Annotated in this window: 14 protein-coding genes and 1 pseudogene; 12 read left to right on the top strand and 3 right to left on the bottom strand. The window is 73.3% G+C overall.

The genetic code is table 11. From position 1 onward, the window contains the following. The 4 genes and pseudogenes from AXW62_RS13640 to AXW62_RS13625 form a co-directional block, all read left to right on the top strand. A pseudogene (locus AXW62_RS13640) lies at positions 1-505 on the top strand (NYN domain-containing protein); the annotation flags it as partial. Positions 506-570: 65 nt separating this feature from the next. Continuing rightward, positions 571-1,611, top strand: a complete 1,041-nt coding sequence (locus AXW62_RS13635) for an ABC transporter ATP-binding protein (protein ID WP_079080463.1) — start codon at positions 571-573, stop codon at positions 1,609-1,611. Positions 1,612-1,761: 150 nt separating this feature from the next. Then, positions 1,762-2,604 (top strand): ABC transporter permease, encoded by an 843-nt coding sequence (locus AXW62_RS13630; protein WP_370682907.1) that lies wholly within the window; start codon positions 1,762-1,764, stop codon positions 2,602-2,604. Between the two features lie 59 nt (positions 2,605-2,663). Next, positions 2,664-3,428: a magnesium transporter gene (locus AXW62_RS13625; protein ID WP_060944750.1), complete on the top strand. Its 765-nt coding sequence runs from the start codon at positions 2,664-2,666 to the stop codon at positions 3,426-3,428. A 707-nt stretch (positions 3,429-4,135) separates the two neighbouring features. Here the strand turns inward: AXW62_RS13625 and ybaK are convergent. From ybaK to AXW62_RS13610, 3 genes are read right to left on the bottom strand one after another with little or no spacing between them, the layout of a single operon-like run. Next, on the bottom strand, positions 4,136-4,633 hold the full coding sequence (gene ybaK, locus AXW62_RS13620) for a Cys-tRNA(Pro) deacylase (RefSeq protein ID WP_060944749.1): 498 nt from the start codon (positions 4,631-4,633) through the stop codon (positions 4,136-4,138). A gap of 11 nt (positions 4,634-4,644) precedes the next feature. Then, entirely contained in the window at positions 4,645-5,385 is a 741-nt protein-coding gene (locus AXW62_RS13615; protein WP_030831727.1) for an LON peptidase substrate-binding domain-containing protein, read from the bottom strand. Positions 5,386-5,419: 34 nt separating this feature from the next. Further along, a complete protein-coding gene (locus AXW62_RS13610; RefSeq protein WP_060944748.1) occupies positions 5,420-7,015 on the bottom strand; it encodes a hypothetical protein in 1,596 nt (531 codons plus the stop codon). A 156-nt stretch (positions 7,016-7,171) separates the two neighbouring features. Between AXW62_RS13610 and hisD the strand changes: the two genes are divergently transcribed. The 8 genes from hisD (at position 7,172) to hisF (ending at position 13,031) form a co-directional block, all read left to right on the top strand. Next, a complete protein-coding gene (hisD, locus tag AXW62_RS13605; RefSeq protein WP_060944747.1) occupies positions 7,172-8,497 on the top strand; it encodes a histidinol dehydrogenase in 1,326 nt (441 codons plus the stop codon). Next, complete coding sequence (locus tag AXW62_RS13600; RefSeq protein WP_060944746.1) at positions 8,494-9,612, top strand: histidinol-phosphate transaminase; 1,119 nt, start codon at positions 8,494-8,496, stop codon at positions 9,610-9,612. Before hisD ends, AXW62_RS13600 begins: the two co-directional genes overlap by 4 nt. After that, a complete protein-coding gene (hisB, locus tag AXW62_RS13595; RefSeq protein ID WP_030831739.1) occupies positions 9,609-10,202 on the top strand; it encodes an imidazoleglycerol-phosphate dehydratase HisB in 594 nt (197 codons plus the stop codon). The genes AXW62_RS13600 and hisB overlap by 4 nt, the downstream gene beginning before the upstream one ends. A gap of 1 nt (position 10,203) precedes the next feature. Continuing rightward, the gene (locus AXW62_RS44460) at positions 10,204-10,368 is read left to right on the top strand and encodes a CG2302 family histidine operon protein (protein ID WP_169808131.1); all 165 of its coding nucleotides are present in this window, start codon (positions 10,204-10,206) and stop codon (positions 10,366-10,368) included. A 77-nt stretch (positions 10,369-10,445) separates the two neighbouring features. After that, complete coding sequence (hisH, locus tag AXW62_RS13590; protein ID WP_060944753.1) at positions 10,446-11,066, top strand: imidazole glycerol phosphate synthase subunit HisH; 621 nt, start codon at positions 10,446-10,448, stop codon at positions 11,064-11,066. Positions 11,067-11,125: 59 nt separating this feature from the next. Next, positions 11,126-11,857 carry a bifunctional 1-(5-phosphoribosyl)-5-((5-phosphoribosylamino)methylideneamino)imidazole-4-carboxamide isomerase/phosphoribosylanthranilate isomerase PriA gene (gene priA / locus AXW62_RS13585; RefSeq protein WP_030831746.1) on the top strand — a complete coding sequence of 244 codons (732 nt, stop codon included), beginning with the start codon at positions 11,126-11,128 and terminating at the stop codon, positions 11,855-11,857. Next, the gene (locus AXW62_RS13580; RefSeq protein WP_030831748.1) at positions 11,854-12,264 is read left to right on the top strand and encodes a RidA family protein; all 411 of its coding nucleotides are present in this window, start codon (positions 11,854-11,856) and stop codon (positions 12,262-12,264) included. The genes priA and AXW62_RS13580 overlap by 4 nt, the downstream gene beginning before the upstream one ends. Then, entirely contained in the window at positions 12,261-13,031 is a 771-nt protein-coding gene (gene hisF / locus AXW62_RS13575) for an imidazole glycerol phosphate synthase subunit HisF (protein WP_030831750.1), read from the top strand. The genes AXW62_RS13580 and hisF overlap by 4 nt, the downstream gene beginning before the upstream one ends. Positions 13,032-13,072 lie beyond the last annotated feature (41 nt).

The following is a 13,072-nucleotide window of genomic DNA, read 5'->3' as shown; positions in this document are numbered from 1 at the left end:
GCCGACCCCCAAGGACCTCGCCGACCTGGGCCGCGGCCCGGCCGGGCCGGGCGGCCAGACGGAGCGGCAGCCGGCCGGCGCCACCCTGCGCTGGTCCTCCGACAAGGGCTGGATCGACCGGGGCCCCGGCGCCGGGGCGGGAGAGCCGCCGGAGACCGCCAACCTCCCCATGCTGGCCCAGCTCACCAGCGCCGAGCAGCGCTGGGCCGACCGCGAGGAGGACATCACCGCCGTCAGCGGCGACCCGTTCGAGGTCGGCCAGGTCTTCGCCCGGCGCTGGACCGACCGGCTCGCCGATCCCGGCCATCTGCACCAGCTCTCCACGGAGTACCCCCGCATCCCGCACCGCATCGACGGCGAACTGCTGCGCTACGCCGCCCGCTTCGGCCTGCTGGCCCACAAGGACGACCAGATCGACGAGCACGACCGCTACGCGATCCGGGCGGGCTTCTGGCGCGAGATCGACCTGCGTTCGGCCGCCGAGCACGCCCCGGCCGGGGAGTAGCGCTCCCGCCGGGGGCGTGGCCCCGGGAGCGGGCGCGGGTGTCCGGGCGCGTACCCTCATAGCTCGTGAGGACGGGCGCGAAACAGGCGACGAGTGGCGATCTGGTGTGCACCGTGCGCGGCCTGGTCAAGACCTATCCCGCGGCGCGCGGCCGGCGCGGCGCGCCCGCCACGCCCGCGGTCCGGGCCAGCGACGGCATCGACCTCGACGTGGTGCGCGGCGAGGTCTTCGGGCTGCTCGGGCCCAACGGCGCCGGCAAGTCCACCCTGGTACGGCAGCTCACCGGCCTGCTGCGGCCCGATGAGGGCCGGGTGCGGGTGCTCGGCCACGACCTCGTGCGCCACCCCGAGCGCGCCGCCCGGCTGCTGGGCTACCTCGGCCAGGACTCGACCGCGCTGGACGAGCTGACCGTCTCCCTCGCCGCCGAGACCACCGCGCGGCTGCGCGGACTGGACACCCGCGCGGCCCGTGCCGAGCGGGACGCGGTGATCGAGGAACTGGGGCTCGGGGAACTCGCCGGGCGGCCGCTGAAGAAGCTCTCCGGAGGTCAGCGGCGGCTGGCCTGCGTCGCCGCCGCGCTGGTCGGGGAACGGCCGCTGCTGGTGCTGGACGAGCCCACCACCGGAATGGACCCCGTCGCCCGGCGCGCCGTATGGGCGGCCGTGGACCGGCGGCGGGCCGAACGGGGGGTGACGGTGCTGCTGGTCACCCACAACGTGATCGAGGCGGAAACGGTGCTGGACCGGGTCGCGGTGCTGGACCGCGGCCGGGTCATCGCCTGCGACACGCCCACCGGGCTCAAGGCGCTGGTCGCCGACGAGGTGCGGCTGGAGCTGGTGTGGCGCGCCGAGCCGCCGCTGGACGTGCCCGAGGTCGCCGACCTGCGGAAGGCCGCCGAGGCGGCCCGGTCCGCCGATGGCGTCACCGGGCGGCGCTGGACGCTCCGGCTCCCGCCCGAGGCCGCACGCGCCGCCATCGCCACCGTCACCGGTGGTCCCGCCTTCGCCGCGCTGGACGATTTCACCCTTGCCACACCGAGCCTGGAGGATGTGTACATCGCCCTGGGCGGCCGTGCGGAGGGCGCGGAGGGGCTGGTGAAGGCGTGACCGCCGGGGCGGCGGTGAACGCGCCGGTGACCGTGACCGTAACCAAGCCGTAGAGGCGAAGAGGAGCAGCGCAACGTGAGTGTCGTGCCCGCCCTGTCCGGTGCGTCCGGGACCGCTGGTGTGCCTGGTGTGTCCGACGCGCCGGCCGGGCTGTCCGGTGCGTCCGGTGCCCGTGGTGCCTCCGGTGTCCCCGGCGCTTCCGATGGCTCGGGGACGTCCGGTGAGGCCGGTGACATGCCCGCGCCGCTGGCGGCGCGGGCCCGGCTCCTCCCCGCGCTGGCCGCGGTCTACCGCGCCCAGCTCTCGCGGGCCCGGGTGGCCCGGATACCGCTGCTGTTCGTGGCGACCTTCCAGTCCGTCGGGATCATGATCCTGATGCGCGGGGTGGTGGACGGCGGCAGCGAGGCCCGGTCGGTGGTGGCCGGGTCGAGCGTGCTCGTCGTGGCCTTCGTGGCGCTCAACCTGCTCGCCCAGTACTTCGGCCAGCTGCGCGCCAGCGGCGGGCTCGACCACTACGCGACGCTGCCGGTGCCGCCCGCGGCCGTGGTGCTCGGGGCGGCCGCCGCGTACGCCTCCTTCACCGTGCCCGGGACCGCCGTCACCGCGGTCATGGGCAGTGCGCTCTTCCAGCTGCCCATGGCGCACCTGTGGATCCTCCTCGCCGTGATCCCGCTCTCCGGCGCCGCCCTCGCCGGACTCGGCGCCGCGCTGGGGCTGCTCGCGCCGCGCCAGGAGCTCGCCACGCTGTGCGGACAGCTGGGGATGTCCGCCGCGCTGCTGCTGGGGGTGTTGCCCGCGGCCCGGATGCCGCAGGTAGTGTCGTACGCGCGTGATCTGCTGCCGTCGACGTACGGTGTGGAGGCCCTGGCCCGCGCCTTCGACGGGCAGCCCGACTGGTGGGCGATCTGCGCCGACCTCGGGGTGTGCGCGGGGGTGGCCGTGGTGTCCCTCGCCGCGGCGACCTGGGCCTACCGGCGGGCGGCCGTGCGGTGACGCGCCGCAGCGAACCTCCCGCCGACCGATGTACGCCGTCCGCCTGGCACGATGACGGGGTGACCGCACCGTTGACGCCGCATGATCAGCCTTCGCCGCACGACGATCCCGCCGGGGGCCAGTCCCAGGGGCAGCCTTCCGGGAACTCCTCGGTGCCGCCCTACGGGCACCCCGGGCATCCCGGCCACCCCGGCCAGCCCGGGCAGCCCGGCCAGCCTTCCGGGTATCCGGAGCAGTCCGGCGGGGCCGGGTATTCCGGTCACGCCGAGCGCCCCGAGCACTCCGAGCCCGGACCCGAGCTGCGCGCCGAACTGGTGCAGGCGTCGCTGGTGGCCATCGCGGTGGCGGTGGCGGGGGTGCTCCTCGGGCTGCTGTGGCTGTGGCTGGCGCCGAAGGTGCCCCTGATCTCGGACGGCTCCGCCGTCTACCTGAAGAACTCGGAAGGGGAGGACGCGATCGGCGCGGACGGTGTGTTCACGCTGCTCGGACTCGCCTTCGGCGTCGTCTCGGCCGTCGTCGTCTTCCTGCTCTTCCGCCACGGTGGTATCGCGCTGGTCATCGGACTGGCGATCGGCGGGGTGCTCGCCTCGGTGATCGCCTGGCGGCTGGGCGTGTGGCTGGGCCCCACCTCGGACGTCGTGGCGCACGCCAAGTCGGTCGGCAAGGGCGTCACCTTCGACGGGCCGCTGAAGCTGGGCGCGAAGGGCGCGCTGCTGGCGTGGTCGGTGGCGGCCATGGTGGTCCACCTGGTGCTGACGGGGCTGTTCGGCCCCCGCGACCCGGAGCCGGCCCTGCCGTCCCCGGCGACGCCGGGAGCGCGCTAGAACCCCGGACAGCGGCCCAGGTGGGCGGCCAGCGGCCCCGGCGGGGCGGATAGCGGCCCCGGCGGGCGCTCGGCCCGGCGGGGTCCGTCCGCCCCGACGGTCGGACCCGGCCCGGCGCGGTCCGTCCGCCCCGACGGTCGGACCCGGCCCGGCGTGGTCTGTCAGGCCCGGTGGGGGTCTGTCAGACCCGGCGGTCCGTCCGGCCCGGCGGGGCGTCCGGGTCGACGGGGGTCCGTCCGGGCCGCGTCCGTCCGTACGGGTGACTGACCCGTGGTGGGTGTCCGCCCCGTGGCCGCCGTGTATGACATGGGCGGCGCGGCGGGCGCTCGCCCCGGCGGTCCGTCCGCCCCGGTGGGGCGCTTGCCCCGGCGTTCCGTCCGGCCCGGTGGGGTCCGTCATGCCCGGCGGGGGTCCGGCCAGGGGCGGGTCCGTCCGCCTCGGTGGGGCGTCCGGGCCGTGTCCGTCCGGGTGACTGACCCGTGGTGGGTGTCCGCCCCGTGGCTGCCGCGTACGGTGGTCCGTCCGGGCCGCGTCCGTCCGGGTGACCGCCCCATGGCCGCCGCGTACGACATGGGCGGCGCGGCGCGGTGCGGCGGGGCGACCGACGGGAGGCCCGGGGCCGGGGCCGCTCTCGGCGTGGTCGGACGCCCATCTGCCGGCCGAACACGCCCCGGGCGACCGCACACGGGACTCCGGGGCCGGGGCCGCTACGAGCGGGCGATCGGCGCCACCACCGCGTCGGTCAGCGACGCCAGGTCCTTGGGCGACAGCTCGACCTCCAGCCCGCGCCGGCCCGCCGAGACACAGATCGTCCCGTAGCCGGTGGCCGACTCGTCCAGGGCCGTGGGAAGGCGCTTGCGCTGGCCGAGCGGCGAGATCCCGCCCCGCACATAGCCCGTGGTGCGCTCGGCCACCGTGGGGTCCGCCATCGTGGCGCGCTTCCCGCCCACCGCCGAGGCGAGCGCCTTGAGGTCGAGCGTGGCCGAGACCGGGACGATGGCGACCGTAAGGCGGTCGTCGACGCTGGCGACCAGGGTCTTGAAGACCCGGCCCGGTTCCACGCCGAGCGCCTGGGCGGCCTCCTCGCCGTAGGAGGGGGCGGCCGGGTCGTGCTCGTAGGAGTGGAGGGTGAAGTCGGTGCCCGCGGCGGTCAGCGCGGTGGTGGCGGGGGTGCCCGCGGAGGTCTTCTTGGGCTTCTTGGCCATGTTCGCCTGCGTCAGTTGGGGCTGGTGGGGCGGCGGGTCAGATCGACGGCGGGGAGCGACGGGAGCTTACCGATGACCGCGCTCTCGGCGCGGAGGAGTTTCAGCTCCTCGGCCAGCCGGCTCGCGGTGTCGGGCGCCTGGAGCAGCCGCTGCTTCGCGGGCGTGTCGAGCACCGCCGCGGCCGCCACCAGATAGGACAGCACGGACGGTTCGCCCGGCAGGTCCTGCTCGGCCGCCAGGGTCCGCTCACGGGCGCCCGCGAGCCGCTTCTGGTACATCCGGAAGGCCCGGACGACCCCCGAGGCCAGCGCCCCGGCGCCCTCGCCCGGTTCCTCCTCCAGCTCCTTGACCTCGGCCGTCAGATAGGGGCCCGAGGAGTCCACGGAGAGCAGCTCGAAGCGGGTGGTGCCGGTGGCCAGCACCTCGAAGGTGCCGTCCTTCTGCTCCCGGATGGTGGCCGCGTCCGCCACACAGCCCACCGAATGGAAGGACTTGGCGGGGTCCGGGCCGAACCCGGCCGTGGGGCCGGGGTCCGGCAGCGTGCCGGAGTCCGGGAGGCCGAGCGCGCTCGGGGCGACCTCGTGGCCGTCCCGGATCGCGATCACCCCGAACCGGCGCGGCGCGTCCTCGGGAAGCGCGGACAGGTCGCGCATCAGGGAGCGGTACCGCTGCTCGAAGACGTTCAGGGGCATGACGAGCCCCGGGAACAGCACCGTGTTCAGCGGGAAGAGCGGAAGGCGCGCGGAGGTCACGGGGCGTAAGCCTAATGGCCCCGCGCGTCCCCTTTCACTGGCGCCGCAGCAGTCGGGAGGCGCCGGCGGCGACGGCGGTGGCCAGCACCCAGCCCAGCAGGATCATGATGATGGACGCCCACTGGACCGCGCCCTCGGGTTTCCAGTAGCCGTCCATGCCCAGGTCGATGACCGGGATCAGCAGGTCGAGCGTGTAGAGCGAGGCGTTCCAGTGCGGGGATTCGTCCGGCTTCAGCGCCTCCGGCCGGTTGTGGGCGAAGAACACCGAGCCGACCGCCCACAGCACCGCCATCCACACCGCCGCCCGGCCCGGACGGTATCCGTAGGCCACCGTCCAGTCCTGGAGGAAGCCCCATAACTTCCCGGCGAGCGGCAGCGTCTCCCGGCGGCGGCGCTGCTTGGCGAGCAGCACCTCGCGTGCGTCGGCGTCCTCGCCGCTGGCCCGCAACGTGTTGGCCAGCATCTCGTACGGCTCGGGCGCGTACTCGGGGGTCGCGGCGGCCACCCACTCCAGCCGCCGGGCCAGCGGGAAGTGGCCGCGCGGGATCAGGCACTCATAGCTGAACCCGGCCATCGTCAGCCCGCCCGGCCCCGGCCAGCTCACCGACGAGTCGACCAGGTTCACCACCCGGGCGCCGGAGAGGATCACCCGTCCGCGCTGCGGCCGCTCCCCGAGGAAGCGCAGCTCGGGGGTCTGCACCCGGCGCAGCGAGAGCTCCTGGTCGTTCTCCATGATGAAGCGGGCCTGGTCCAGGTCGATGGCGTCGCCGATCCGTCCGTCGTCGAGCCGGACCCCGCCCTCGCATTCGAAGCGCTGGATACGGGTGCCGCGGGTCGGGGTGGAGGCGGTGCCGTACGGCGGGGTGGAGCCGCTGGAGTACGTGCTCACCCCGCCCGCGGTGAGATAGAGGCTGCGCTCCACGGTCAGCTGCGGTGCGTTGAGCGCGCGACGGCCGTAAGGGTTGCGCAGCCGACTGCCGCGCAGGCTGAGTGACACCCCGATCTGCGCCCCGCGCAGGCTCAGCTCGCCATACGACTCGATCATGTCGGCCTGGAAGTCCTGGCCGACGGTCAGCCCGTCGGCGCTGATCGACATCCCCCGGCGGTCGCGGCGCACGATGAGCTGGTTGAGCAGTAAATCGGTGCCGATGTGGGCGTCGGTGAGCCGGATCCCGTGCTCGACCACACAGCGCGGCAGATGCAGATCGCCCTCGGTGCGCAGCCGGGCCGCCTCCAGCCGGGGGAGGGCGCAGCCCACCAGGCGCAGGGTGGTGAACTGCGCCTCGGGGAGCAGCACCTCCCGCTCGAAACGGCAGTTCTTCAGCTCCACGTACGGCTCGATGTTTCCGCCGGCCAGGTCGAGCGTGCCGGTGATGTGCACCCCGTTGAGCTTGAGCGCGGCGACCCGGCCCGGCTGCGCCGACGGCCCGTCCAGCAGCAGGAGCGCCACGACCCGGGCGCGGACACTGCGCTCCGGGCCCCAGGCGTACGGGCCGGAGGGGTCGTTCCGCTGGGGGTGCGAGGTGCGCAGATCATGGGTACTGCCGTTGCGGAACGCCTGCCACATGCCCCATTCGGCGGTGGTCAGATCGAGACCCGGGGGTGGATCGCCATCGTGCGGCTCGGTCACAGCCGTGTCCCCTCCTGATTCTCCGTGTCCCCGTACGGAGCACATTCCCGCTGAGTAACCGGTTGAACGCCAACGGTCAGGGTCAACTTAGGGGCTCCGTATCACTGACTGATACGGGGGAAGGGACGTCGTGGCGGGTCTGAGACAATTGATCGCGTGATCTCCCGTATCGATCTGCGCGGCACCGCCTTCCCCGAGGGCGGGATCGACCGCGACCTGCTGCCCCGTGCCGAGCTCGACGTCGAAGCCGCCCTGGAGAAGGTGCGGCCCATCTGCGACGACGTGCGCCATCGTGGTACCGCCGCGTTGATCGACTACGCCCATCGGTTCGACGGCGTGGCCATAGAGCGGGTGCGGGTCCCCGCGGAGGCGCTGGAGCGCGCCCTCGCCGAGCTGGACCCGGCCGTGCGGGCCGCCCTGGAGGAGTCCATCCGGCGGGCCCGGCTGGTCCACCGCGAGCAGCGGCGCGCCGACCACACCACCCAGGTGGTGCCCGGCGGCACGGTCACCGAGCGCTGGGTGCCGGTCGAGCGCGTCGGCCTGTACGTACCGGGCGGGCGCTCGGTCTACCCGTCGTCCGTGGTGATGAACGTGGTGCCCGCGCAGGAGGCCGGGGTCGGCTCGATGGCCGTCGCCTCCCCGCCGCAGAGCGAGTTCGACGGACTGCCGCACCCCACGATCCTGGCCGCGTGCGCGCTGCTGGGCGTCGAGGAGGTGTACGCGGCGGGTGGCGCCCAGGCCGTCGCCATGTTCGCCTACGGCACCGAGGAGTGCCGTCCGGTCTCCATGGTGACCGGGCCGGGCAACATCTGGGTCGCCGCGGCCAAGCGGCTGCTCAAGGGCCGGATCGGCATCGACGCCGAGGCCGGACCGACCGAGATCGCCATCCTCGCCGACGCCACCGCCGACCCGGTGCACGTCGCCGCGGACCTGATCAGCCAGGCCGAGCACGATCCGCTGGCCGCGTCCGTGCTGGTCACCGACTCCGAGGAGCTGGCCACCGCGGTCGAGAAGGAACTCGAGGTCCAGGTGGCGGCCACCAAGCACGTCGAGGACCGGATCCGCCCGGCGCTGTCCGGGCGGCAGTCCGGCATCGTGCTGGTCGACGGGCTGGAGCAGGGCCTGGCCGTCGTGGACGCGTACGCCGCCGAGCACCTGGAGATCCAGACCGAGGACGCGCCGGCCGTCGCCGCCCGGGTGCGCAACGCCGGGGCGATCTTCGTCGGCGCCTGGGCGCCGGTGTCGCTCGGCGACTATGCGGCGGGCTCCAACCACGTGCTGCCCACCGGCGGCTGCGCCTGCCACTCCTCGGGCCTGTCCGTGCAGTCCTTCCTGCGCGGCATCCATGTGGTGGACTACAGCCGGGAGGCGCTGGCCGAGGTCGCCGGCCATGTGGTGACGCTCGCCGAGGCGGAGGATCTGCCCGCACACGGCGCCGCGGTCAAGGCAAGGTTCGACTGGAATGTGCCACCGAGCAAGTGACCGGCATTGACGATCTCCCGATCCGGGACGAACTCCGTGGCAAGTCCCCGTACGGCGCCCCGCAGCTCGATGTGCCCGTACGGCTGAACACCAACGAGAACCCCTATCCGCTGCCCGAGCCGCTGGTCGCGCGGATCGCCGAGCGGGTCGCCGAGGCGGCCCGCGGCCTCAACCGCTACCCGGACCGGGACGCGGTCGAGCTGCGCACCGAGCTGGCCCGCTACCTCAGCCGTACGGCCGGGCTGGAGGTCGGCGTCGCCCAGGTGTGGGCGGCCAACGGGTCCAACGAGGTGCTTCAGCAGCTGCTGCAGGCCTTCGGCGGACCGGGGCGCACCGCGATGGGCTTCGAGCCCTCGTACTCGATGCACGCGCTGATCTCCCGCTCCACCGGCACCGGCTGGATCTCCGGCCCGCGGAGCGCCGATTTCACCATCGACGTCGACGCCGCCCGTGAGGCCATCGCCGAGCACCGCCCCGATGTCCTCTTCATCACCTCGCCCAACAACCCGACCGGAACGGCCGTCGAGGCCGAGACGGTGCTGGCGCTCCACGACGCGGCGCAGGCCGCCAGGGCGGACGCCGCCGGGGCGCTCGTCGTCGTGGACGAGGCGTACGGGGAGTTCAGCCACCGCCCGTCGCTGCTGCCGCTGATCGAGGGACGGCCGCGGCTGGTGCTCTCCCGGACCATGTCCAAGGCGTTCGGCGCGGCCGGGCTGCGGCTGGGCTACCTCGCCGCCGACCCGGCGGTCGTCGACGCCGTCCAGCTGGTCCGCCTGCCGTACCACCTGTCCGCCGTCACCCAGGCCACCGCGCTGGCCGCCCTGGAGCACACCGATACGCTGCTGGGGTACGTCGACGCGCTGAAGGCCGAGCGCGACCGGCTGGTGGCCGAGCTGCGCACCCTCGGCTGCGAGGTGACCGACTCCGACGCCAACTTCGTCCAGTTCGGCCGCTTCGAGGACGCCCACGCGGCGTGGCAGGGCCTGCTGGACCGGGGCGTCCTGGTCCGGGACAACGGCGTACCGGGGTGGCTGCGGGTCACCGCGGGCACCCCGGCCGAGAACGACGCGTTCCTCGACGCGGTACGCGAGCTGATGAAGGAGAAGAGCGCATGACCCGCGTCGGACGCGTGGAGCGCACCACCAAGGAGACCTCGGTCGTCGTCGAGATCGACCTCGACGGCACCGGCCAGGTCGACGTATCGACGGGTGTCGGCTTCTACGACCACATGCTCGATCAGCTGGGCCGCCACGGCCTCTTCGACCTCACCGTCAAGACCGAGGGCGACCTGCACATCGACACCCACCACACCATCGAGGACACCGCCCTCGCGCTCGGCGCCGCCTTCAAGCAGGCGCTCGGCGACAAGGTGGGCATCTACCGCTTCGGCAACTGCACGGTGCCGCTGGACGAGTCGCTGGCGCAGGTGACGGTGGACCTCTCCGGCCGCCCCTACCTGGTGCACAGCGAGCCGGAGAACATCGCGCCGATGATCGGCACCTACGACACCACGATGACCCGGCACATCCTGGAGTCCTTCGTGGCCCAGGCGCAGATCGCCCTGCACGTCCACGTCCCGTACGGGCGCAACGCCCACCACATCGTGGAGTGCCAGTTCAAGGCGCTGGCACGGGCCCTGCGCTACGCCAGTGAGCGCGACCCCCGGGCCGCCGGAATCCTCCCCTCCACGAAGGGCGCCCTCTAACGTGAACGGCCTGTCGACCGCGTTCATCCTCCTGGGGCTGTTTCTGCTCGGAGGGGTCATCTCCTTCGTCAAGCAGGGCATGTCCAAGGGCATCATCACGCTGCTCGGGATCGGCGCCACGATGGCGCTGCTCGCCGGGGTGCTGCGGCTCGAGGTGTGGAATTGAGCGACAACCCCACGAACCCCAACCCCACGAACGACAACCCCACGAACCCCCCGAACGCCGGGACGCCGAAGAAGGTCGTGGTCTTCGACTACGGATTCGGCAACGTACGCTCCGCCGAGCGGGCCCTCGCCCATGTCGGCGCGCAGGTCGAGATCACCCGCGACTACGACAAGGCCATGGCCGCCGACGGCCTCCTCGTCCCCGGCGTCGGCGCCTTCGCCGCCTGTATGAACGGGCTGCGCGCGGCGCGCGGCGACTGGATCGTGGGGCGCCGGCTGTCCGGCGGCCGTCCGGTCCTGGGCATCTGCGTCGGCATGCAGATCCTCTTCGGGCGCGGTATCGAGCACGGCGTGGAGGCCGAGGGGCTGGAGGAGTGGCCCGGCACGGTCGAGCCGCTGCGCGCCCCCGTCGTCCCCCACATGGGCTGGAACACGGTCAAGGCGCCCGAGGACTCGCGGCTCTTCGCGGGCCTGGACGAGGGCGAGCGGTTCTACTTTGTGCACTCCTACGCAGTCCGCACCTGGGAGCTCGAGGTGACCAACCCGCACATCCCCGCCCCCAAGGTCTCCTGGACCACCCATGGCGAGCCGTTCGTCGCCGCCGTGGAGAACGGCCCGCTGTGGGCCACCCAGTTTCACCCCGAGAAGTCGGGTGACGCCGGAGCGCGGCTGCTCCGCAACTGGCTCGACACGCTCTGACCCGCCCCCCTCCCGCGTCAGCTCCCACCGCCCTCACGCTCTCACCGAAGGTCATCCGCATGCGCACGCACCGCCTCGAACTCCTCCCCGCCGTCGATGTCCGCGCCGGTCAGGCCGTCCGCCTCGTGCACGGCGAGTCCGGCTCCGAGACGTCGTACGGCGACCCGATGGAGGCCGCCCTGGCCTGGCAGCGGGCGGGCGCCGAATGGCTGCACCTGGTCGACCTCGACGCCGCCTTCGGCACCGGGGACAACCGTCAGCAGATCGCCGAGGTGGCCCGTGCCATGGACCTCAAGGTCGAGCTGTCCGGCGGTATCCGCGACGACGCCTCGCTCGAGGCCGCCCTGGCCACCGGCTGCGCCCGGGTGAACCTCGGCACGGCCGCCCTGGAGACCCCCGAATGGGTGGCCAAGGTCATCGCCGAGCACGGCGACCTCATCGCGGTGGGCCTCGATGTGCGCGGCACCACCCTGCGTGGCCGCGGCTGGACCCGTGACGGCGGCGATCTGTACGAGACCCTGGCCCGCCTGGACTCCGAGGGCTGCGCCCGCTACGTCGTCACCGACATCGCCAAGGACGGCACCCTCCAGGGCCCCAACCTGGAGCTGCTGCGCAACGTCTGCGCCGCGACGGCCAAGCCCGTCGTCGCCTCCGGCGGCGTTTCCTCCCTTGACGACCTGCGCGCCCTTGCGACCCTGGTACCGGAAGGTGTCGAGGGCGCCATCGTGGGCAAGGCGCTCTACGCCAAGGCGTTCACTTTGGAAGAGGCGTTGGAGGCGGTGTCCGTATGACCTCACCCGAGACCGCGCGGCGGGTCCAGACCGAGAGCCCCTGGGAGGAGACCATCGGGTTCGCCCGGGCCGTCGAGGCCGGTGACCTGGTGCTCGTCGCCGGGACCATGCCGCTCGCCGAGCGCGGCGTGCTGGAGGGCGAGGGGGATCCGTACGAGCAGACGCTCGCGGCCTTCCGCCATGCGCTGGACGCCCTGAAGAAGTTCGGCCTGGGCGTCGAGTCGGTGGTCCGCACCCGTATGTACATCACCCACGCCCGCGACGTGGACGAGGTGGGCCGTGCCCACAAGGAGCTCTTCGACGCCGTGCGCCCCGCCGCCACGCTGGTCGTGGTGTCCGGTTTCGTCGACTCGCGCGTGCTGGTGGAAGTCGAACTGGAAGCACTCCGAGGAGCACGACAGTCATGACCCTGGCGGTCCGAGTCATCCCGTGCCTGGACGTGGACAACGGCCGGGTCGTCAAGGGCGTCAACTTCCAGAACCTGCGTGACGCGGGCGACCCGGTCGAGATGGCCAAGGTCTACGGCGAGGAGGGCGCGGACGAGCTGACCTTCCTCGACATCACCGCCTCCTCCGGCGACCGCGAGACCACCTACGACGTGGTCCGCCGCACCGCCGAGCAGGTCTTCATCCCGCTGACGGTCGGCGGGGGCGTCCGCACCCCGGAGGACGTCGACAAGCTGTTGCGGGCCGGAGCGGACAAGGTCGGCGTCAACACCGCCGCCATCGCCCGCCCCGAGCTGATCCGCGAGATCGCCGAGCGCTTCGGCAGCCAGGTGCTGGTCCTCTCGGTCGACGCCCGCCGCTGCCCGGAGGGGACGGTGACCCCCTCCGGCTACGAGGTCACCACCCACGGTGGCCGCCGCGGCACCGGCATCGACGCCGTCGAATGGGCCCACCGCGCCGCGGAGCTGGGCGCCGGGGAGATCCTGCTGAACTCCATGGACGCGGACGGCACCAAGGACGGCTACGACACGGCCATGATCGAGGCCGTGCGCAAGCACGTCACCATCCCGGTCATCGCCAGCGGCGGCGCGGGCAAGCTCGCCGACTTCCCGCCGGCCATCGCCGCGGGCGCCGACGCGGTGCTGGCGGCGTCCGTCTTCCACTTCGGCGATCTGCGGATCGGCCAGGTGAAGGAGGCGCTGCGGGGGGCCGGGCACCCGGTCCGCTGAGGGGTACGGGGTACGACGGGGTACGCGGTACGCATGAAGCG

Origin of the sequence: Streptomyces hygroscopicus subsp. hygroscopicus (assembly GCF_001553455.1) — a bacterium.
Taxonomy (GTDB): domain Bacteria; phylum Actinomycetota; class Actinomycetes; order Streptomycetales; family Streptomycetaceae; genus Streptomyces; species Streptomyces hygroscopicus.
This window is presented reverse-complemented; position numbering and strand designations above follow the sequence as displayed.

Bases quoted from the DNA above. Each gene is read 5' to 3' on its own strand.
- ybaK (WP_060944749.1), bottom strand. From the start codon at position 4,633: ATGGCCAAGAAGCCCAAGAAGACCTCCGCGGGCACCCCCGCCACCACC.
- hisB (WP_030831739.1), top strand. From the start codon at position 9,609: ATGACCCGCGTCGGACGCGTGGAGCGCACCACCAAGGAGACCTCGGTC.
- AXW62_RS13580 (WP_030831748.1), top strand. From the start codon at position 11,854: ATGACCTCACCCGAGACCGCGCGGCGGGTCCAGACCGAGAGCCCCTGG.
- priA (WP_030831746.1), top strand. From the start codon at position 11,126: ATGCGCACGCACCGCCTCGAACTCCTCCCCGCCGTCGATGTCCGCGCC.
- hisF (WP_030831750.1), top strand. From the start codon at position 12,261: ATGACCCTGGCGGTCCGAGTCATCCCGTGCCTGGACGTGGACAACGGC.